Origin of the sequence: Sphingomonas panaciterrae, assembly GCF_036890205.1 — a bacterium.
Classification (GTDB): domain Bacteria; phylum Pseudomonadota; class Alphaproteobacteria; order Sphingomonadales; family Sphingomonadaceae; genus Sphingomonas; species Sphingomonas panaciterrae.
The window spans coordinates 236166-256582 of record NZ_JAKNQR010000004.1 but is presented as its reverse complement, the minus strand read 5'-3'; the positions used below and the strand labels follow the sequence as shown (position 1 = coordinate 256582).

Here is a 20417-nt window from a genome sequence, read left to right as displayed (position 1 = left end):
GCCAGGCATTGCAGCTTGCGTGTGTACGATTAAACGAACCCATTCATCTTGTCGTCCATCAAGGACACACCGTCGCCTCCGCTAATCACGGAGGCGTTCGTGTTTCCATAACGGACAAAACCAAGTGTCGCGGGGTGGAGCAGCCCGGTAGCTCGTCAGGCTCATAACCTGAAGGTCACAGGTTCAAATCCTGTCCCCGCAACCAAACACACACACACACATACGCCGCCCTTCGGGGCGGCGTTGTCGTTTGTACGGCTTGGCCAAGGAACTGGAACGCACCAGCTCTGGCGCGGCAACCATCCTCGCTCAGCTGCGGCAGACCGACCTCTTCCACATCCGACTAGAGCGGCCGCGCAAAGCTGTCCTCGTCGGAACCAGCGCGGACAATGCGTTCCAACGCCGCGGTCAACGACGTCCGCCGACCGCGCTCTGCCTGCATGTGCGGTGCCCACAAGAGCGCAATGTCACGCGTGAAGTCGAACCCCTCCAGCGGGACCATTATGATGCCCGGCTCCGCCAAGGTGCGGGGCATGATGGTGACGCCCAACCCAGCTCTGACGTAGCTCACCGCCTTGGCCTCACTGGTAGTCCGCGCCGCAAAGAAGGGGCGGACGCCGTGAGCGGTGAAGAAGCGGCTCGTTTCCGGCAGCAATTCGCACTGACGGCGCAGGATCATCGCGTCGTTCATCAGTTCCTCGACCCGCACCGTGCGGCGTGCCGCCAGCCGGTGGTTACGGCTCAAAGCGAGCTGGTAGCTTTCGCGGTTGAGCCGCTGGGCAGCGCCACCCGCATCACCCTCCCGCAGGATCGTCACTGCGGCGTCGATGCGGCCTCGACCGAGGCGGCCGCGCAGGTCGCGTTCGCTGCCCTCGACGATTTCGATCCGCGCGCCATCGCGAAACAAGTCCGCGTCGCCGAGCAGTTCCTCGATCCAGCGGCGGGCGATCGTCGTCAGGACGCCGAGCCGCAGCGTCTGCGGCGCGCTGCTGCCCGCAACGTCGCGCTCCGCTGCGGCAAAGCCCGCCTCGATCGTCCGCGCATGAAGCAGCAGCTTGGCGCCGGCATCGGTCAGCGCCACGCGCCGGTTGGTGCGACTGAATAGCGGCCCGCCCAGCAGCTTCTCGAGCTTCGCGATCCCTACCGACAGCGTCGGCTGGGACACATTGCATGCCGCCGCCGCCCGCGAGAAATTGCCGGTCGTCACCACCGCGAGAAAATAGCGTAGGTGATAGCGCTCGATCATAGAGCGCATCTATAACGTGCTTCCCGCGCTTTCAATTTCCCAAATGGCGCCGCTGATCCTAGGTTGCCGCCAAAGGATCGATCGGAGGCTGACATGGCGGATCTGGATTTCAGGCTGGGTGAAATGGCGGACACGATCCGCGCGACCACGCGGCGCTTTGCGCTCGACCGGATCGAGCCGATCGCGGCGCGGGTGGATGCGGAGGACAGCTTCCCGCGCGATCTGTGGCCGGAGATGGGTGCGCTCGGTCTGCACGGCATCACCGTCGAGGAAAAGGACGGCGGCCTTGGCCTCGGCTATCTCGAACATCTGATCGCCTGCGAGGAAGTCAGCCGCTCCTCCGCCGCGATCGGCCTCAGCTATGGTGCGCATTCCAACCTTTGCGTGAACCAGATCCGCCGCTGGGCGAGCGAGGAGCAGAAGGCGAAGTACCTGCCGGGGCTCATCTCCGGCGAACATGTCGGCAGCCTCGCCATGTCTGAGGCGGGCGCGGGTTCGGATGTCGTGTCGATGAAGCTGCGCGCCGACAAGGTCGATGGCGGTTGGCGGCTGAACGGCACCAAATTCTGGATCACCAACGCGCCTCATGCGGACACATTGGTGGTCTATGCCAAGACCGCGCCCGACGCCGGCTCGAAAGGCATCACCGCCTTCCTGATCGAAAAGGATTTCCCCGGTTTCTCGATCGGGCAGAAGATCGACAAGGTCGGCATGCGCGGCTCCCCCACGGCGGAGCTGGTGTTCGACGATTGCTTCGTGTCCGATGACCAGGTGATGGGGCCGCTGAACGGCGGCGTCAAAGTGCTGATGTCCGGCCTCGATTATGAGCGCGTGGTGCTGTCGGGCATCCAGATCGGCATCATGCAGGCCTGCCTCGACGTGGTGCTGCCCTATGTGCGGGAGCGCAAGCAGTTCGGCCGGCCGATCGGCGACTTTCAGCTGATGCAGGCCAAGGTGGCGGACATGTATGTCGCGCTCAATTCCTCGCGCGCTTATTGCTACGCGGTCGCCCAGGCGTGCGACGCGGGGCAAACGACACGCTTCGATGCCGCCGGCTGCATCCTGCTGGCGTCCGAGAATGCGGTGAAGGTTGCGGGCGAGGCGATCCAGGCGCTGGGCGGCGCAGGCTATACCCGTGACTGGCCGGTCGAGCGTTATTGGCGCGACGCCAAGCTGCTCGACATCGGCGCCGGTACCAATGAAATCCGTCGCATGCTGGTCGGCCGTGAGCTGGTCGCCGGCGACGCGCCGCGCGCGCAATAGGGAGCGGCCATGCCACGTATCGCAACGCAGGTGTCGGCGTCGTCCGACGATTTCCAGGCCAACGCCGCGCACAATCGCACGCTCGCGGACGATCTGCGCGCCACCATCGCCCGCACCGCGCTCGGCGGGTCGGAGCAGCATCGCGCCCGCCATGTTGCGCGTGGCAAGCTGCTGCCGCGCGACCGGGTCGAGCGGCTGCTCGATCCCGGCTCGCCGTTCCTTGAGATCGGCGCGCTGGCCGCCAACGGCATGTATGACGATGGCGCGCCGGGCGCCGGCATGATTGTCGGCATCGGCCGGGTGTCGGGCCGCGAGTGCATGATCGTCGCCAATGACCCGACGGTGAAGGGCGGCGCCTACTTCCCGATGACGGTGAAGAAGCATCTGCGCGCGCAGGAGATCGCGCACGAAAACCATCTGCCGTGCATCTATCTCGTCGACAGTGGCGGGGCGAACCTGCCGCACCAGGCGGAGGTATTCCCCGACCGCGATCACTTCGGTCGCATCTTCTTCAACCAGGCGCAGATGTCCGCGAAGGGCATTCCGCAGATCGCCTGCGTGATGGGCAGCTGCACTGCCGGCGGCGCCTATGTCCCGGCGATGTCCGACGAAAGCGTCATCGTGCGCAACCAGGGCACGATCTTCCTGGCCGGCCCCCCGCTGGTGAAGGCCGCGACGGGCGAGGTCATCTCCGCCGAGGAACTGGGCGGCGCGGATACGCATGGTCGCAAGTCCGGCGTCGTCGATCATGTCGCCGAGAATGACGAACATGCCCTCCTGATCGTGCGCGACATCGTCGCCACGCTTAACCGGCCCAAGGCGATCGATATCGAGATCACCGCCCCCGTGCCCCCGCGGCTGGACCCGGCGGACCTCTACGGCATCGTGCCGCAGGACGTGCGCGCGCCCTATGACGTGCATGAGGTGATCGGGCGGATCGTCGACGGCTCCGAATTCCATGAGTTCAAGCCGCTCTACGGCACCACGCTCGTCTGCGGCTTTGCCCGCATCTGGGGCATGCCGGTGGCGATCCTCGCCAACAATGGCGTGCTGTTCTCCGAAAGCGCGCTGAAGAGCGCGCATTTCATCGAACTGGCCTGTCAGCGGCGCGTGCCGCTGCTGTTCCTGCAGAACATCTCCGGCTTCATGGTCGGCGGCAAATATGAGGCGGAGGGAATCGCCAAGAACGGCGCCAAGCTCGTCACCGCCGTGGCCACCGCCTCGGTGCCCAAGATCACCGTGCTGATCGGCGGCAGCTTCGGCGCGGGCAATTACGGCATGGCCGGCCGCGCCTACAGCCCGCGTTTCCTGTTCACCTGGCCCAATGCCCGCATCTCTGTGATGGGCGGCGAGCAGGCCGCCAGCGTGCTCGCCACGGTGCACCGCGATGCCGAGACGTGGACGGCGGAGGAGGCCGAGCAGTTCAAGGCGCCAATCCGCCAGAAATATGAGGATGAGGGCAATCCCTATTATGCCACCGCCCGGCTGTGGGACGATGGCATCATCGATCCGGTGCAGACCCGCGACGTGCTGGGCCTTGCCTTCTCCGCGGCGCTGAACGCCCCGATCCCTCAGACGCCGTCCTTCGGCGTGTTCCGGATGTAATGGCCATGATCGACAGTCTCCTTATCGCCAATCGCGGCGAGATCGCGCGCCGCATCATCCGCACCGCGCGCCGCCTCGGCATCCGCACCATCGCGGTCCATTCCGATGTCGACGCCGGCATGCCCTTCGTGCGCGAGGCGAATGAGGCGGTGTGCATCGGCACCGCTGCTGCCGCCGACAGCTATCTGCGGCAGGACCGCCTGCTGGACGCCGCGCGCGCGACCCGCGCACAGGCGATCCACCCCGGCTACGGCTTCCTGTCCGAAAATGCGGAGTTCGCCGAGGCGGTGGTTGCCGCGGGCCTCGTCTGGGTCGGTGCGCCGCCGGCCAGCATCCGCGCCATGGGGCTGAAGGATGCCGCCAAGGAACGGATGATCGCCGCCGGCGTGCCGGTCACGCCGGGCTATCTCGGCGCCGACCAGTCGCCCGACCGCTTGCGGGCGGAGGCGGATGCGATCGGCTACCCCGTGCTGATCAAGGCGGTCGCCGGGGGTGGCGGCAAGGGGATGCGCAAGGTCGACGCCGCGGCCGATTTCGACACCATGCTGGAAAGCTGCAAGCGCGAGGCCGCGGCCTCGTTCGGTGACGATCGCGTGCTGATCGAAAAATACATCCTGTCGCCCCGCCATATCGAGGTGCAGGTGTTCGGCGACACAATGGGCAATGTCGTCCATCTGTTCGAACGCGATTGCTCGCTGCAGCGCCGCCACCAGAAGGTGATCGAGGAAGCGCCGGCGCCGGGCATGGACCCGGAAACCCGCGCCGCAATCTGCGACGCGGCGGCGCGCGCTGCCCAGGCGGTCGATTATGTCGGCGCGGGTACGATCGAATTCATCGCCGACGGCTCTGAGGGGCTTCGCGCGGACCGCATCTGGTTCATGGAAATGAACACCCGGCTTCAGGTCGAACACCCGGTGACCGAGGCGATCACCGGGCAGGATCTGGTCGAATGGCAGCTGCGCGTCGCCTCGGGTGAGCCGCTGCCGCTGCGGCAGGAGGATTTGGCGATCGACGGCTGGGCCATGGAGGCACGGCTCTACGCGGAAAATCCCGCCAGCGGCTTCCTTCCCTCCACCGGCCCGCTCGATCGGCTGCGCTTCCCCGCCGGCGTTCGCATCGACAGCGGCGTCGAGGAAGGTGGCGAGGTCACGCCCTTCTACGATCCGATGATCGCCAAGCTGATCGTGCATGGTGACACCCGCGCCGCCGCCGCCGCGAAGCTGGCCGAGGCCGCGCGGCAGGTTCAGGTCTGGCCGGTGCGCACCAATGCCGGTTTCCTCGCGCGCGCCGCTGCGGACGGTGATTTCGTCGCTGGCCGGATCGATACCGGCTTCATTGAGCGGCATGCCGACCGGCTGATCCCCGGCGCGACGCCGTCGGAATCGGTGCTTCAGGCGGCGGCTGCCGCGATCGTGCCGGCGCCGAGCGGCGATCCGTGGCAGGATCTGGTCGGCTTCCGCGCCAATGCCCCGGCGGTACGGCGCGTGGAGGTGGAGGTCGACGGCACGCCCTATCTGGTCGAGCGTACCGTCGCACCGGCCGCCACGATCGACGGCGATGTGCTGTATCTCGACGGCGAGGCATGGTCCTTCGGCCTGCCGCGCGCGGATCATGCGGGCGGCACAGGTGAGGGCGATGGCGCGATCATGTCACCGATGCCCGGCCGGGTCATCGCGGTTCTCGTCAAGGAAGGGCAGGCGGTCGCCCGTGGTGAGCGGCTGCTGGTGCTGGAAGCGATGAAGATGGAGCAGGCACTGCTCGCGCCGTTCGACGGCGTGGTCGGCGCGCTGAAGGTGGCGGCTGGTGAGCAGGTGCCCGAAGGCACGCTGCTGGCCCGGATCGAAGTGGGAGAGGGCTGATGGCGGGACGCTATTTCGATCAATGGCAGGTGGGCGACCGTCTGGTACATGAGATCCGCCGAACGGTCACGGAAACGGACAACCTCCTGTTTTCCACCATGACCCACAATCCGCAGCCCCTGCACCTCGATGTCGAGGCGGCGCGGGCCAGCGAGTTCGGCCAGATCCTCGTCAACGGCACCTTCACCTTCGCGCTGATGGTGGGGCTATCGGTCGGCGACACCACGCTCGGCACGCTGGTCGCCAATCTCGGCTATGACAAATTGGTCATGCCGAAGCCGGTGTTCATCGGCGACACGCTGCGCGCCGAGAGCGAGGTGCATGAACTGAAGGAAAGCCGCTCGCGCCCTGGGGCCGGCATCGTTACCTTCGCGCACCGGCTGCTGAACCAGCGTGACGAGGTCGTCTGCCAGTGCCTGCGCTCGGCGCTGATCAAGAAATCGACCGCCTGAGCGGGTTCTGGTGTGCGCCGGCGGTCACCTGCCGGCGCACCAGCGATCCTTTAGAGCGCGAAGATCTTGCCCGGGTTGAACAGGTTCTTCGGGTCCATCGTCCGCTTCAGCATGCGCATGATGTCGACGGCATCGCCCAGTTCGGCGACCAGCCAGTCCTGCTTGCCAAGGCCGATGCCATGCTCGCCCGTACAGGTGCCGTCCATCGCCAGCGCGCGCTCCACGATCCGCGCATTGACCGCGGCGACCTCCGCCAGTTCGTCGGGTGACGTCGGGTCGATCGAGAAGATGACGTGGAAATTGCCGTCGCCGACATGGCCGACGATCGTCGCCGGCACGCTGCACGTCGCCAGATCCGCCTGGGTCGCCAGGATGCACGCCGGCAGCCGGCTGATCGGTACGCACACGTCGGTTGACCAGCCGACCGCATTGGGCCGCAGGTTCACCGCCGCCCAATAGGCCTCGTGCCGCGCCTTCCACAGCCGCGCGCGTTCCTCCGCCAGCGTCGACCAGGCGAAATCGCCGACGCCATTCTCCGCCGCCAGCGCCTCCACCGTCGCGACCTGTTCGGCGACGCCGGCGGGCGATCCATGGAATTCAAAGAACAGGGTCGTCGTCTCCGGTAGGTCCAGCTTCGACCAGCGATTGACCGCCCGGATCTGCATCACGTCGAGCAGTTCGACCCGCGCCAGCGGCACGCCCGACTGGATCGACTGAACCACCGTATCCACCGCCCCCTGCAACGTCGCGAAGCCGCAGACCGCGGCGGAAATCTGCTCCGGGATCGGATGCAGCCGAAGCGTCACTTCGGTGATGATCCCAAGTGTTCCGTCGGCGCCGACGAACAGCCGTGTCAGGTCATAGCCGGCGGCCGACTTGCGCGCCCGGCTGCCGGTCCTGATGACCTTCCCATCGGGCGTGACGACGGTCAGCGCCAGCACCGCCTCGCGCATCGTGCCATATCGTACCGCGTTGGTGCCGCTGGCGCGCGTCGACGCCATGCCGCCGATCGTGGCATTGGCGCCGGGGTCGATCGGGAAGAACAGCCCCATGTCGCGCAGGTGCAGGTTCAATTCCTCGCGCCGGCACCCCGCCTGAACGGTGCAGTCGAAATCCTCGGCATGGACAGCGAGGATCGCGTTCATATCCGACATGTTGACGCTGACCCCGCCATGGATCGGCAGCGCATTGCCCTCGATCGATGTGCCGGCACCAAAGGGCACGATCGGCACGTCATGCGCGGTGCACAGCTGGACCAGATCGACGACATCCTGCGTGCTGCGGGCGAACAATACCGCGTCCGGAGGAGCGGGGCCGAAATGTGCCTCTGAGCGGCCATGTTGCGCCAGCATCGCGCCGCTCTCATGCCATTGGTGGCCGAACCGCTCCCGCGCCGTTTCGAGAAAGGCCGGGGCAAGTGGCGGACGGGCGGGGGAAGGGGCGTGGTGCATCCCCCGATCCTGCCCCGAAAGCGGCCCGATGAGAACCGCGGTCATGCGCGATGGCTATGGCCGTCGCGCCGATTTGCCTGCCCCGCCGCGACCGGCGTCGTTGCTTTACCCCCTCGATCCGCCATCCTTGCGTCCTTCTCGCGAAAGGACCGCTCTTTGACCGCTCGCCCCATGCTTCGTGCCGCTCTTCTCGCCGGCGTGTTCCACCTCGCCACCGCTTCCCCCGCAGCGGCTCAGGTCGACCCGGCAAGGCTGGACGCGCTGAAGACGGAGGCAGCGGCGAAGGTCGATCGTCAGGCGAAGATGGTTCAGGAGATGGTCGATTCCCTGTTCAGCTTCGGCGAACTGGGCATGCAGGAGGTCGAATCCTCGCGCTACATCACTGCGGTTCTCGAAAAGAACGGCTTCAAGGTGGTGCGCGGCGTGGCGGGCATCCCCACCGCCTGGACGGCGACCTGGACCAACGGCAGCGGCGGCCCGGTGATCGCGGTCGGCTCCGACATCGACGGCATCCCCAAGGCCAGCCAGAAGCCGGGCGTCGCCTGGCGCGAGCCGCTGGTGGCTGGAGCACCGGGCCACGGCGAGGGGCATAATTCCGGCCAGGCGGTGAACATCGCCGCCGCGATCGCGGTCAAGGAACTGATGACGCGTGAGAAGATCCCGGGCACGCTGATGCTGTGGCCCGGCGTTGCGGAGGAGCCGGTTGCCGCCAAGGCCTTCTTCGTGCGCGACGGTCTGTTCAAGGATGCCGACGCGGTCCTCTTCACCCATGTCAGCTCCAACCTCGCCACCAACTGGGGACAGCCGAGCGGGACAGGCGGCGTGTCCGTCCTCTACACTTTCTCAGGCGAATCGGCGCATTCCGCGGGCGCCCCGTGGCGCGGCCGCAGTGCGCTGGACGCGGTCGAACTGATGGACGCCGGCTGGAACTTCCGCCGCGAGCATCTGCGACCTGAGCAGCGCTCCCACTATGTGATCAAGGACGGCGGTGACTTCCCCAACGTCGTGCCCTCGGAGGCGACCGTCTGGTATTATTTCCGCGAACAGAGCTTCGCGGACATCCACAAGAATTTCGAGATCGGCACCAAGATCGCCAAGGCCGCCGCGATGATGACCGACACGACGGTCAGCCACCGCATCATCGGCACCGCAGCGCCGCAGCACATGAACCGCCCGATGGCGGAGGCGGCCTATGCCAACATGCAGAAGATCGGTCTGCCGACATGGACGGCGGAGGAGCAGCAATTCGCCCGCGCGGTGCAGAAGCTGGTCGGGGGCAAGGAGACCGGGCTCGACACCGAACTGGGCAAGCTGACCCCGCCAGATGCCGAGCCCAAGAGCGGCGGATCGGACGACATCGGCGACGTGTCCTGGACCCGGCCGACGATTACGATCCGCTATCCATCCAACATCCCGAACCTTCCCGGGCACAATTGGTCAAACGCCATCGCGATGGCGACGCCGATCGCGCACAAGGGGGCGATTGCCGGGGCGAAGGCGATGGCGATGACCATGCTGGACCTGTTCCTTGATCCCCGGTTGCTTGCCGATGCCAAGGCCTATTTCACCGAGGTCCAGACGAAGGACGTCAAATATCAGCCCGTCCTGACCAACGAGAAACCCTATATCGAGATGAACGCCGATATCATGGGCGCCTATCGGGAGCGGATGCGCCCGTTCTACTACAACCCCGCGAAGCACCGGACCTATCTGGACCAGATCGGGGTGAAGTGGCCGTCGATCACCCAGCCGTGAAACAGCCCTTTTCCAGCGCGATCCCGGCGAGGTTCTGTGTCCGCTTTACGTGGCGCAGCCTGAGGGCGCTGCCCGGCGGCACCAGCGCCTGAAAGGTCAGCAGGTGGTGGCGCAGCGCCGGCGGCGTGCGCGCGCGTCCCCCTGCCTGGCGAATTACGGGCAGGCAGTCGCCGAGCAGGATGGACTCGCGATACGCCTGCGCGAGGGCAAGGCGAGCGGCGGCGATCAGCGCCAGCCACTCCGCCTCCATGCTCGTCCCCGCGCCAAGCTGACGCGTGACGTGCGCGCGCCCGCCAGCGACCACTGCAATCTCCATGCCCGCGGGCAGCGGGCGCAGCCCGCCGTCGAAGTAGATCTTCATGCGCGGCGATAGGCGCCGGGGGCGAGATCACCCAGCGACCAGTCACCGATCTGCCAGCGCACCAGCCGCAGCGTTGGGTGACCGACCGCCGCAGTCATCCGGCGGACCTGCCGGTTGCGGCCCTCGCGAATGGTCAGCCGCAGCCAGCAATCGGCTATGTTGGCGCGAAAGCGGATCGGGGGATCGCGCGGCCAGATCGCTGGCGGATCGATCCGCTCCACCTCTGCCGGGCGCGTCGGTCCGTCCTTCAACCTCACCCCGCCGCGCAGCGCGTCGAGTGCGTCACCCGCCGGCTCACCCTCCACCTGCACCAGATAGGTTTTCGCCAGCTTGAAGCGCGGATCCGCGATGCGCGCCTGCAACCGGCCGTCATCGGTCAACAGCAGCAGCCCCTCGCTATCGCGATCAAGGCGGCCCGCGGGATAGACGCCCGGCACATCGATGAAGTCCGACAGCGTGGCGCGCTTGGTGGGGGAGCCGCGATCGGTAAACTGGCTCAGCACGTCATACGGCTTGTTGAACAGCAGCAGCGTCATCGCGCTGCGGCGATGCTTTGGGCAACCGCTTCGGCCGTTCGGATGCCGTCCACCGCCGCGGACAGGATGCCACCGGCGTAGCCAGCGCCCTCGCCAGCGGGGAACAGCCCGGCGGTGTTGAGGCTCTGGCCATCCTCGCCGCGGGTGAAGCGCACCGGCGACGACGTGCGCGTCTCCACGCCAGTCATCACGACATCGGGATGGTCATAGTCGCGGATCTGGCGTCCAAACACCGGCAGCGCCTCACGCATCGCGGCGATGACGAAATCGGGCAGGCATAGCGACAGGTCGGTCGGCTCGACGCCGGGCTTGTACGACGGCGTCACCGATCCAAGCGACGTGGAGGGGCGACCGGCCAGGAAGTCTCCCACCCGCTGCGCCGGCGCCTTGTAGTTCGATCCGCCAGCCACGAACGCCTGCTCCTCCAGCTGGCGTTGCAGCGCGATCCCGGCCAGCGGGTCGCCCGGATAGTCGCGCGCCGGATCGATCGCGACGACGAAGCCGGAATTCGCATTGCGCTCGTTGCGGGAATATTGGCTCATCCCGTTGGTGGCGACCCGCCCTTCCTCCGAAGTGGCGGCGACGACGGTGCCGCCCGGACACATGCAGAAGCTGTAGACGGTGCGCCCGTTCGAGCAGTGATGCGAGATGTGATATTCCGCCGCACCCAGGATCGCATTTCCGGCCTCATGGCCGAAGCGGGCGCGGTCGATCCATGATTGCGGATGCTCGATCCTGACACCGATCGAAAAGGGTTTCGCCTCGGCATGGACGCCCGCAGCGTGCAGCATGGCGAAAGTGTCGCGCGCACTGTGCCCGATCGCCAGCACGACATGATCGGCCTCCAGATACGATCCGTCATGCAAGTGCAGCCCGCGCACCTGCCGCTCGCCGGCCGCGTTCGTCTGCACGTCCAGCCCGTCGACTCGGGTGCCGAAGCGATATTCGCCGCCAAGCTCCTCGATCGAAGCGCGCATGCTCTCGACCATGGTGACCAGGCGGAAGGTGCCGATGTGCGGATGCGCTTCGGTCAGGATCTCGGGCGGCGCACCGGCCTTCACGAACTCGGTCAGTACCTTGCGGTTGAGGTGCCGGGGATCCTTGATCCGGCTGTACAGCTTTCCATCGGAAAAGGTGCCGGCGCCGCCCTCGCCGAACTGTACGTTTGACTCGGGGTTCAGCACGCTACGCCGCCATAGCCCCCATGTGTCCTTGGTCCGCTCCCGCACCAGCTTGCCGCGTTCCAGCACGATCGGTCGGTGGCCGGCCTGCGCCAGGATCAGGGCGGCGAACAGGCCGCATGGCCCAGCACCGATCACTACTGGCCGTCTTGTACCGGCCGGCGGCGCGGCGGGCAGGTGGTAGCGGGTGTCCGGGGTCAGCTGGATATCGCGATCGCGGCGAAAGCGGGCGAGTACCGTCGCCTCGTTCTTCACCGCGACATCAATGGAATAGACCAGCGCGATGTTGTTCTTGTCGCGCGCATCATGGCCGCGCCGGGCGATCGTATAGCGGATCAACTCGCGCGGCGTGATCCGCAGCCGGCGGCAGATCGCGGCCGGCAGCGCCTCGTCGGCATGGTGTAGCGGCAGTTTCAGTTCACTGATGCGTAGCATGCCAGCGCTCTACACCGCCGGTCGACGAGCGCCAGACGGCTGATCCCGCTCGGTTCTCCCGTCTGGTCCCGCGGCCTCTTCCAGTGCCGCGACCTCGAACTCATATCGTTCCCAGCCGCGCTGCCGTGCCGCTTCCTCGCTGGCGGCTTTCTTGCCGGTCGCCTCCTTCAGCGACTTGGCATGACCCCAGAATACCTCCGTCTTGCCGCCGGGCAGATACGCCACCAGCCGCCAATAATGGGTGAAGGGGGCATTGGTCGGCCCGATCGTCTTCACATAGCCGTCGGCCATGGTCGCTGTGAGGTAGCGCTTTCGTTTCGCCATGCGCCGATCTTGAACCATCGTGGGGCCGCCAATCAGGCAGACGCCAAAGGGCATAGAGACTAGGGAGCGATTGCAGCTTTGGAAACTCTTTCTTCCATGATCGGCAGTTTCTGCTAAGCGGGCGGGCATATGGCAGGTTTCAAACTCCCCACGTTCAATGATCGTGCGGCCGCTTCGCGCGCCGCGAAGCAGCGCGCTGTCGAAAAGCAGCGCACCAAGACGGCGCCGGATCCAGAGGCAGCCGCGGCCCGCGCGGCCGCGCTTGCCGCGAAGGAGGCCGCTGCGGCCGAGCGCCGGGCAGCCCACAAGGCCGCGATCGAGGCCGAAAAGGCCGCCAAGGCAGAGCAGCGGGCCAAGGCACAGGCCGAGGCCGACGAAGCAGCTGAGCGGGCCGCAGCCGCGCGCCGTGCGGCGCCGGTGCCCCACATCCCGACCGCGGCCGAGCTGAAGGCGGCGCGCGACGCGCGCTACGCCGCGCGCAAGGCTCGCCAACGCAAGTGACCCCGCGCGAGCTGGTCGGCATCGCCGAGGTGCCGGGCGGTCCGCCGCTGCGACTGTTCCGCCGCGGCAAAGACTTCATGATCGTGCTCGAGCGTAACGAGCTGATGAGCACGCGGATGAGCGGCTCTGAGGTGGCGCTCGGCACGCTGGCATGCCAGCGGCTCGTCGGCCGCCCCGCGCCCCGGCTGTTGATCGGCGGCTATGGCATGGGCTTCACGCTGCGCGCAGTGCTCGGCCTCGTCGGCAAGGATGCCGACGTGGTCGTCGCCGAACTGGTGCCCGGCATCATCGAATGGGCGCGCGGCCCGATGGTGGACCTGACCGACGGCTGCCTCGATGATCCGCGCGTCGCGCTCGAAATGGGCGACGTGGGTGACATCATCCGCCGCCAGACGGGCGGCTATGATGCGATCCTCCTTGACGTCGATAACGGCCCGGACGGCCTGACCCGTCCGGCGAACGACAGTATCTACACTGTTCGCGGGCTTGAGGCAGCATGGCGCGCCTTGCGACCCGGTGGGATCCTGGCGGTCTGGTCCGCCGCGCCCGACCCGGTATTTGCGCGCCGTCTGGGCAGCGTCGGCTTCAGCGTTGACGAGGTGCGCGTGAAAGCGCGCGACAACGGAAAGGGCGCGACACACATCATCTGGTTCGCCCGCCGGGACTGATCGGTACCATTACGTAGATTGCGCCAGAACGGCGCTAAACCGAACATCTCCGCATGAATTGCGCCACACAGCCGCACGGACTGATGGGGGCGCACAGGAATGCATGGCCGCGCGGCACTTCGCGATGATTGTCACGGCAATGGACAGATCGCCCCTACGATCACGATCGGCCTGCTGTGGCATTCGCTGAACTCCGGCAATCTCGGGATCGGCGCGCTGACGCTGGCCAATCTTGCCATCGCGCGGGACGCGGCGGGCCGGGCGGGACTGACGCCGCGCTTCGTCATCATGGGTGCGCGGGAGTCCGCACCGCCGCCGTTCGCCGGCCTCGATATACAGTGCGTTGCGATCGACTCTCGCGCGCTGAAGCCGGGCGGCGCCATCTGGCGCGCGATGGGGGAGGTGGACTGCGTCCTCGATATCGGGGCAGGTGACAGCTTCACCGACATCTACGGCCCGCGCCGTTTCCTCTTCCTCACGCTGACCAAGCTGTTTGCCCTCGCGCGTGGCCGGCCGCTCGTTCTGTCCCCGCAGACCATCGGGCCGTTCACCGGCGCCGGGTATAAGGCGATCGCAGCCTTCATCATGCGCCGCAGTCGTGCGGTCTTCGCCCGCGATGAAGCGTCGCGGGTCGCCGCGCTGTCGCTTGCGCCGGAAGCCAATGTGAAGCTTGCGGTCGATGTCGCGTTCGAACTGCCGTTCACCGATCGCGCGTCGCTGCGCGGCTCGCCGCTGCTGCGGATCGGGGTCAACGTCTCCGGCCTGCTGTTCGGGGAGGCGGAACGCGGCACCAACCATTTCGGGCTTTCCTATGATTATGCCGTATTCACGCGCCGCCTGCTCAGCGCGTTGACGCGGCAGCCGAGTCTCCAGGTCCATCTGATCCCCCATGCGACCAACCGGGAGAACCCGGTCGACGACGACGGGGTGGTGGCCGACCGGCTTGCGCGCGAATTCCCCACTGCGATCCGTGTGCCCGACTTTGCCGATCCGACCCGGGCGAAAAGCTATATCTCGGGGCTCGATCTGCTGGTGGCCGGACGGATGCACGCCTGTATCGCGGCGTTCTCGACCGGCGTGCCAGTCGTGCCCGTGGCCTATAGCCGCAAGTTCACCGGCCTCTTCGGCCTGCTCGATTACGACATGATGATCCCTGTGAAGGGTATGGATGAGGATGCGGCAGTCGCGTGTGTCATGCAGGCGCTCGGCAGCCGATTGCAACTCGCGGCGGCTGAGGTGGAGGGGCTTGCCAAGGTGGAGACGCTCCTCGCCGGCTACCGCGCCACGCTCAGCGGGCTTTTTGCGTCCGTGAGCCAGCGGTCGTGAAGGACACCTCCGTGACGGTCGACCGCGTGCTCAAGAACGATCTGTGCAGCGGCTGCGGCCTGTGCGCCGGCGTGTCGGGGAATGCGATCGTCATGGGCATGGCCGCGCCGGGGTACGCGCGCCCTGTACAACGCCAGCCCATCCCACCGTCTGTCGAAGCCAAGATCGCGGCCAGCTGCCCCGGCGAAGTCGTCGCTCCTTGGCCGAATGCGATGGAGCGGCATCCGCTCTGGGGCCCTTGGCGCCAGAACATGGTTGGTGCGGCTACCGACCCGACGATCCGTTTCGCCGGCGCGTCGGGCGGGGCGCTATCCGCGCTGCTGGTCCATGCACTGGAGTCGGGTCTCGTCGATCGGGTGCTTCACGTGGAGGCGGATCCCGACCACCCGCTTGGCAACCGGATGCGGTGGTCCACCGATGCGGCGCAGGTGCTTTCCGGGGCAGGATCGCGTTACGCGGCATCCTCTCCCCTGGCTGCGATCGACCGTGCCTTGGCTGACGGTGGGACGTTCGCCTTTGTCGGCAAGCCATGTGACGTGTCGGCGCTCCGTCGCCTCGGCCGCCACGATCCGCGTGTGGCCGTGCAGGTGCCGCTCATCCTGTCCTTCTTCTGTGGCGGCATGCCGAGCGAGGATGGCGCCCGGCGCATCGTTGCGGCGATGGGGCTGGAGGGCGGGGAGGTCCAGGCGTTCCGCTACCGGGGTCAGGGTTGGCCTGGCCTGACGGTCGCCACCACACGCGAGGGTCGACAGGCCGACATGCCTTATGCCGAAAGCTGGGGTCGGCACCTCAGCCGCGAAGTGCAATTCCGCTGCAAGATCTGCCCGGATGCAGTCGGCGGCACCGCCGACATCGCCTGCGCCGACGCCTGGTACGGCGACGAGACCGGGTACCCGCTGTTCGATGAGGAGGAAGGACGCAGCCTCATCATGGCGCGGACCGGGGCGGGGGCGGCCTTGCTGGCGTCCGCACAGGCCGCCGGCGTCCTCGCCGCCTCGCCGCTGCCGCTCACCGACGTGGCACGGATGCAGCCGGCGCAGGCGCAGCGCAAGCGGATGGTGGCCGCACGGATCGCCGCGACGCGCCTGCTGGGCCAGCGCACCCCCAGGATGCGCGATCTGGACGTGATGCGGGCCGCGCGTCTTGGCAGAACCTATGATCTTGCCCGCAACTTCCTCGGCACCATGCGGCGTGTCTGGCAGCGCCGGTGGCGACGCGGCGTCGCACGGACGCCGCTGTCGTGGCGGGGGGTGTCGTGACGCGGGCAGCGGCGCTGGTGCAGGGGGGCGTCCTTTCCCTGGCGCTATTGATGCCTGCGCTCGCAGATGGCCAAACGCGGCCGATCGACGGCCACACCTTCAATCCCCCGCCACGCAAGATCACCCTGTCGGTCGCATCGGACCTCCTCTACGACACCAATGTCGCCCACGGCACCGAAACGGCGGCGCGGCTGCGCGACATCGAGCAGGAGGACGTGCGCAGCACCAATGTTGCGGCGATCGACCTGGCGCTTCCCGCCGGGCGTGCCGCGTTCACCTTCCTCGGGGTCGTCGGCTATGATGCTTACGCCCGTAACGATCAGCTTGATCGCGAGCGGATCGATCTGTCCGCCGGAACAAAGCTCCCGCTGGCGTTCTGCATGTTCGATGGCGACCTGCATTACGCCCGTGCACAAAGCGACCTTGCCGACCTGTCGCTTGTCCCGAACGCGCCGGCCGAGGCGGCGGCCAACGCCCGAACCGACCGTCGCGCGGACGCCCGGCTGGCGTGTGGGCCGGCAATCGGCATCCGGCCCTTTGTCTCGCTCGGGCATACGGAAACGACCAACAGCGCAGCGGCACGGCGCTTTCAGGACGTGAGCGAGACGCGCTATGCGGCCGGCCTTTCCTATGCCAATCCCGTCGTCGGCGTCGTCAGCTTGGTCGCGCGTCGCGCCAGCTTTGACTATGATCGTCGGCCACCCGACGGTTCGCTCGGCAGCCAGCGCTTTCGCGTCAGCTACGCTGGCGTCGGCTTCGACCGCCGCCTCGGCGCACGGCTCCAGATGACGGCCTCCCTCGGTTACGCGTGGATGGGTGAGCACGACGCGCGATCGGGGCGCCGCCTGAACGGACTGAATTGGGATCTTGCTAGCACGGTGCGGCTGGCAGACCGGGCGCAACTGACCGTGCGGACATCGCGGGCCATTGATGCGGCTACCGGCACCTTCGCCAATCTGGTGCGCACCAGCAGCTATGCGGGTACGATTATCTATGCGCTGGGGCCGAGCGTCAGGGTTGATGCGACCGCGTCATTGATGACGCGGGCGTTCGATGCCGGCGCACTACCGCAGCCGTTCCAGCTGATCGACGACCGCAGCCAGGATTATATGCTGGGGCTCGAATATCGTCGCGCCCGCGCGCGGGTTCGGCTCGCCGCCGCCTATCGCCAGCGCGATGCGACGCCTGATCTTTATGACTATAGCGGATTTCTGCTGTCGCTTGGGGTTCGCTACGCGCTGGAGCGATAAGCCGATCTCGGCTCAGCGAAGGCGGCGTGACAGCAGGATCAGGAGCAGGCCGCCGGCTGCCAGAAAGGCGCCGCGGTCGGCCCAGACGCGTTGGTCGAGCATGAAGCTCGACGCGGGCCATTGTACATAACCCAGTCCCTGGCCGATCCACAGCAGACCGACCAGGGCGAGGATGGCGCCCAGCGCGAACAGCACCGGGCGCCAGCGCCGCATCTCAGCGCTCGTTCAGCGGGACGTACGGACGTGTCGTCGGCCCGGTGTACAGCTGACGGGGCCGGCCGATCTTCTGGTCGGGATCGGTGATCATCTCGTTCCACTGCGCGACCCAGCCGACGGTACGGGCCAGGGCGAACAGCACGGTGAACATCGACGTCGGGAAGCCGATCGCCGACAGGATCACGCCCGAGTAGAAGTCGACGTTCGGGAACAGCTTCTTCTCGATGAAGTAATCGTCGCTGAGCGCCAGTTCTTCCAGCCGCAGCGCCGTCTCGAACAACGGATCGTTGACGTTGAGCGCCTCGAACACTTCACGCACGGTCTTCTGCATCACCGTCGCGCGCGGATCGTAGTTCTTGTACACGCGGTGGCCGAAGCCCATCAGGCGGAACGGATCGTTCTTGTCCTTTGCCCGGTTGATGAACTCGGGAATGCGATCCGGCGTGCCGATTTCCTGCAGCATGTTGAGCGCAGCTTCGTTGGCGCCGCCATGCGCCGGGCCCCAGAGGCAGGCGATGCCGGCCGCGATGCACGCGAACGGGTTCGCGCCCGACGAACCGGCAAGGCGCACGGTCGAGGTCGACGCATTCTGCTCGTGATCGGCGTGGAGGATGAAGATGCGATCCATCGCCTTTTCGACCGCCGGGTTCACCTCATAAGGCTCGGCCGGCACGCCGAAGGTCATCTTCAGGAAGTTGCCGGTGTAGCTCAGCGAGTTGTCCGGATACTGGAACGGCTGCCCGACGCTGTACTTGTACGCCATTGCCGCGATCGTCGGCATCTTGGCGATCAGGCGGTGCGACGCGATCATGCGCTGCTGCGGATCGTGGATGTCGGTCGAATCGTGGTAGAAGGCGGAAAGCGCGCCGACCACGCCGCACATGATCGCCATCGGATGCGCGTCGCGGCGGAACCCGCGGTAGAAGGTCGCCAGCTGCTCGTGCAGCATGGTGTGGCGGGTGATCGTGTTCTCGAACTTGTTCAGCTCTCCGCCCTTGGGCAGCTCGCCGTTCAGGAGGAGGTAGGCCACCTCCATGAAGCTCGACTTCTCGGCCAGCTCGCCGATCGGATAACCGCGGTGGAGCAGGACGCCCTCGTCACCATCGATATAGGTCAGCTTCGACTGGCATGACGCGGTCGACGTGAAGCCGGGGTCATAGGTGAAGGCGCCGGTCTGACCATACATCTTGCGGATGTCGACCACGTCGGGGCCAACCGTGCCCGACAGCACGGGATAGCCGAAGTTCTTGTCCCCAAGGGACAGCTTGGCATCAGTCATCGTTTTCGTCCTTCCCATGGGCGGCCGTTTGATCCGCGGCATGATCGGCGATGCGGGCGAGACTTTCGTCACGCCCGAGCAGTGCGAGCACGTCGAAGATGCCGGGTGAGGTCCGGCGGCCGGTGAGTGCGGCACGGAGCGGCTGGGCCACCTGGCCGAGCTTCAAGCCCAGCGTCTCGGCGACCTGCCGCACCGCTTCTTCGAGCGCTTCCGTATCCCACTTGGCCACAGCGTCAAGCGCGTGATGTACCTTTGCCAGCGTCAACGGTGCGTCTCCCGCCAGTAGCGGCTCCGCATCGGTGGCGATCGGCAATGGGCGAGAAACAATCAGGAAACGTGCGCCGTCCGCCAGCTCGTTCAGATTGGCCGCGCGGGGCTTCAGCGCGGGCATCGCCGCCGTGATCACCGGGCGGCGCGGATCATCCTCCGCAAGGCCCAGGCGCCCGGCCACCAGCTCTGCGAGCCGGGCGTCATCCGCGGTGCGGATGTAATGGCCGTTCAGATTTTCCAGCTTCTTCATGTCGAAGCGGGATGGCGCCTTGCCAACGTCGGCGAGGTCGAACCATTCGATTGCCTGTTCGCGGCTGATGATCTCGTCGTCGCCATGTCCCCAGCCAAGGCGGAGGAGGTAATTATCGAGCGCCTCGGGCAGGATGCCCAGTTCGTCGCGATAGGCGTCGATGCCGACCGCGCCGTGTCGCTTGGACAGCTTCGCGCCGTCCGCGCCATGGATCAGCGGAATGTGCGCATAGGCGGGTTCGGGCCAGCCCATCGCCTTGATGATGGGCAATTGGCGAAACGCATTGTTGAGGTGATCGTCGCCGCGGATGATGTGCGTGACGCCCATGTCGTGATCGTCGACGACGACCGCCAGCATATAGGTGGGCGTGCCATCGGACCGCAGCAGCACCAGATCGTCCAGTTCGGCGTTCTGGACCGTCACCGGCCCCTGCACCAGATCGTTGATCGTCGTCGCGCCTTCGGTCGGCGCCCGCAGCCGGACGACGAACGGCGCCGTCGGATCATCGTTCACCCGATCACGCCACGGTGAGCGGATGCGCAGCGGCTGCTTCTTGGCCTGCGCCTCCCCACGCATCGCCTCGATATCCTCGGCGGTCATGTAGCATCTATAGGCCGCGCCTGCCGCCAGCATCGCATCGACCACTTCGGCGTGGCGCGGCGCGCGGGTCGACTGGAAGACCTCTTCGCCGTCCCAGTCGAGGTTCAGCCAGCGCATGCCCGACAGGATCGCATCGATCGCCGGCTGGGTCGAACGCGCGCGATCGGTGTCCTCGATGCGCAGCAGGAAACGCCCGTTATGATGGCGCGCGAAAAGCAGGTTGAACAGCGCTGTTCGCGCGCCCCCTACATGCAGGAATCCGGTGGGTGAGGGGGCGAACCGTGTGACGACGGTTGCATCGCGGGTTTCAGTGGTTGCGCTCAAGCGCGC

At 66.7% G+C, this 20417-nt stretch carries 19 protein-coding genes and 1 tRNA gene; 11 read left to right on the top strand and 9 right to left on the bottom strand.

Going from position 1 to position 20417, the window contains the following annotated elements; genetic code table 11:
- Nucleotides 1–128 precede the first annotated feature (128 nt).
- Nucleotides 129–205, top strand: a tRNA-Met gene (locus L8F96_RS12935).
- Nucleotides 206–343: 138 nt separating this feature from the next.
- Here L8F96_RS12935 and L8F96_RS12930 read toward each other — a convergent pair.
- A complete protein-coding gene (locus L8F96_RS12930; protein ID WP_168770742.1) occupies nucleotides 344–1246 on the bottom strand; it encodes a LysR family transcriptional regulator in 903 nt (300 codons plus the stop codon).
- A gap of 93 nt (nucleotides 1247–1339) precedes the next feature.
- Between L8F96_RS12930 and L8F96_RS12925 the strand changes: the two genes are divergently transcribed.
- Genes L8F96_RS12925 through L8F96_RS12910 form a run of 4 tightly spaced genes read left to right on the top strand, consistent with a single transcriptional unit; the run spans nucleotide 1340 to nucleotide 6425 of the window.
- On the top strand, nucleotides 1340–2509 hold the full coding sequence (locus L8F96_RS12925) for an acyl-CoA dehydrogenase family protein (protein WP_296222721.1): 1170 nt from the start codon (nucleotides 1340–1342) through the stop codon (nucleotides 2507–2509).
- A gap of 9 nt (nucleotides 2510–2518) precedes the next feature.
- Nucleotides 2519–4114, top strand: coding sequence for a carboxyl transferase domain-containing protein (locus L8F96_RS12920; protein WP_334656232.1), 1596 nt, complete (start codon nucleotides 2519–2521; stop codon nucleotides 4112–4114).
- 5 nt (nucleotides 4115–4119) lie between these two features.
- Nucleotides 4120–5973: an ATP-binding protein gene (locus L8F96_RS12915; protein ID WP_334656230.1), complete on the top strand. Its 1854-nt coding sequence runs from the start codon at nucleotides 4120–4122 to the stop codon at nucleotides 5971–5973.
- On the top strand, nucleotides 5973–6425 hold the full coding sequence (locus L8F96_RS12910) for a MaoC family dehydratase (protein ID WP_125946136.1): 453 nt from the start codon (nucleotides 5973–5975) through the stop codon (nucleotides 6423–6425). The genes L8F96_RS12915 and L8F96_RS12910 overlap by 1 nt, the downstream gene beginning before the upstream one ends.
- A gap of 50 nt (nucleotides 6426–6475) precedes the next feature.
- On the opposite strand, the gene L8F96_RS12905 is transcribed toward L8F96_RS12910, so the two are convergent.
- Complete coding sequence (locus L8F96_RS12905) at nucleotides 6476–7876, bottom strand: FAD-binding oxidoreductase (RefSeq protein ID WP_417158985.1); 1401 nt, start codon at nucleotides 7874–7876, stop codon at nucleotides 6476–6478.
- 171 nt (nucleotides 7877–8047) lie between these two features.
- Between L8F96_RS12905 and L8F96_RS12900 the strand changes: the two genes are divergently transcribed.
- Entirely contained in the window at nucleotides 8048–9631 is a 1584-nt protein-coding gene (locus tag L8F96_RS12900; protein WP_136452216.1) for a peptidase dimerization domain-containing protein, read from the top strand.
- Here the strand turns inward: L8F96_RS12900 and L8F96_RS12895 are convergent.
- The 4 genes from L8F96_RS12895 to L8F96_RS12880 are packed head-to-tail and all read right to left on the bottom strand — an operon-like array spanning nucleotide 9618 to nucleotide 12468.
- Nucleotides 9618–9992 carry a reverse transcriptase-like protein gene (locus L8F96_RS12895; protein WP_334656226.1) on the bottom strand — a complete coding sequence of 125 codons (375 nt, stop codon included), beginning with the start codon at nucleotides 9990–9992 and terminating at the stop codon, nucleotides 9618–9620. The genes L8F96_RS12900 and L8F96_RS12895 overlap by 14 nt on opposite strands.
- Nucleotides 9989–10528: a pseudouridine synthase gene (locus tag L8F96_RS12890; RefSeq protein WP_046407218.1), complete on the bottom strand. Its 540-nt coding sequence runs from the start codon at nucleotides 10526–10528 to the stop codon at nucleotides 9989–9991. Before L8F96_RS12890 ends, L8F96_RS12895 begins: the two co-directional genes overlap by 4 nt.
- Entirely contained in the window at nucleotides 10525–12144 is a 1620-nt protein-coding gene (locus L8F96_RS12885; RefSeq protein WP_334656225.1) for an NAD(P)/FAD-dependent oxidoreductase, read from the bottom strand. Before L8F96_RS12885 ends, L8F96_RS12890 begins: the two co-directional genes overlap by 4 nt.
- 9 nt (nucleotides 12145–12153) lie before the next feature.
- A complete protein-coding gene (locus L8F96_RS12880; RefSeq protein WP_314469975.1) occupies nucleotides 12154–12468 on the bottom strand; it encodes a hypothetical protein in 315 nt (104 codons plus the stop codon).
- Between the two features lie 129 nt (nucleotides 12469–12597).
- Between L8F96_RS12880 and L8F96_RS12875 the strand changes: the two genes are divergently transcribed.
- The 5 genes from L8F96_RS12875 to L8F96_RS12855 all read left to right on the top strand — a co-directional run bounded on the left by L8F96_RS12875 (nucleotide 12598) and on the right by L8F96_RS12855 (nucleotide 17472).
- A complete protein-coding gene (locus L8F96_RS12875) occupies nucleotides 12598–12969 on the top strand; it encodes a DUF6481 family protein (RefSeq protein WP_125946132.1) in 372 nt (123 codons plus the stop codon).
- Nucleotides 12966–13637 (top strand): spermidine synthase, encoded by a 672-nt coding sequence (locus L8F96_RS12870; RefSeq protein WP_334656224.1) that lies wholly within the window; start codon nucleotides 12966–12968, stop codon nucleotides 13635–13637. The genes L8F96_RS12875 and L8F96_RS12870 overlap by 4 nt, the downstream gene beginning before the upstream one ends.
- Nucleotides 13638–13736: 99 nt before the next feature.
- Nucleotides 13737–14963 carry a polysaccharide pyruvyl transferase family protein gene (locus L8F96_RS12865; RefSeq protein ID WP_334656223.1) on the top strand — a complete coding sequence of 409 codons (1227 nt, stop codon included), beginning with the start codon at nucleotides 13737–13739 and terminating at the stop codon, nucleotides 14961–14963.
- Nucleotides 14960–16222, top strand: a complete 1263-nt coding sequence (locus L8F96_RS12860; protein ID WP_334656222.1) for a Coenzyme F420 hydrogenase/dehydrogenase, beta subunit C-terminal domain — start codon at nucleotides 14960–14962, stop codon at nucleotides 16220–16222. The genes L8F96_RS12865 and L8F96_RS12860 overlap by 4 nt, the downstream gene beginning before the upstream one ends.
- Before the next feature lie 50 nt (nucleotides 16223–16272).
- Nucleotides 16273–17472, top strand: coding sequence for a hypothetical protein (locus tag L8F96_RS12855; RefSeq protein ID WP_156167096.1), 1200 nt, complete (start codon nucleotides 16273–16275; stop codon nucleotides 17470–17472).
- A gap of 12 nt (nucleotides 17473–17484) precedes the next feature.
- Here L8F96_RS12855 and L8F96_RS12850 read toward each other — a convergent pair whose 3' ends face one another.
- From L8F96_RS12850 to gltX, 3 genes are read right to left on the bottom strand one after another with little or no spacing between them, the layout of a single operon-like run.
- On the bottom strand, nucleotides 17485–17685 hold the full coding sequence (locus tag L8F96_RS12850; protein WP_046407229.1) for a hypothetical protein: 201 nt from the start codon (nucleotides 17683–17685) through the stop codon (nucleotides 17485–17487).
- A gap of 1 nt (nucleotide 17686) precedes the next feature.
- The gene (locus L8F96_RS12845) at nucleotides 17687–18967 is read right to left on the bottom strand and encodes a citrate synthase (protein ID WP_334656221.1); all 1281 of its coding nucleotides are present in this window, start codon (nucleotides 18965–18967) and stop codon (nucleotides 17687–17689) included.
- Nucleotides 18960–20411, bottom strand: a complete 1452-nt coding sequence (gene gltX, locus L8F96_RS12840) for a glutamate--tRNA ligase (protein WP_334656220.1) — start codon at nucleotides 20409–20411, stop codon at nucleotides 18960–18962. The genes L8F96_RS12845 and gltX overlap by 8 nt, the downstream gene beginning before the upstream one ends.
- Between the last annotated feature and the right edge of the window lie 6 nt (nucleotides 20412–20417).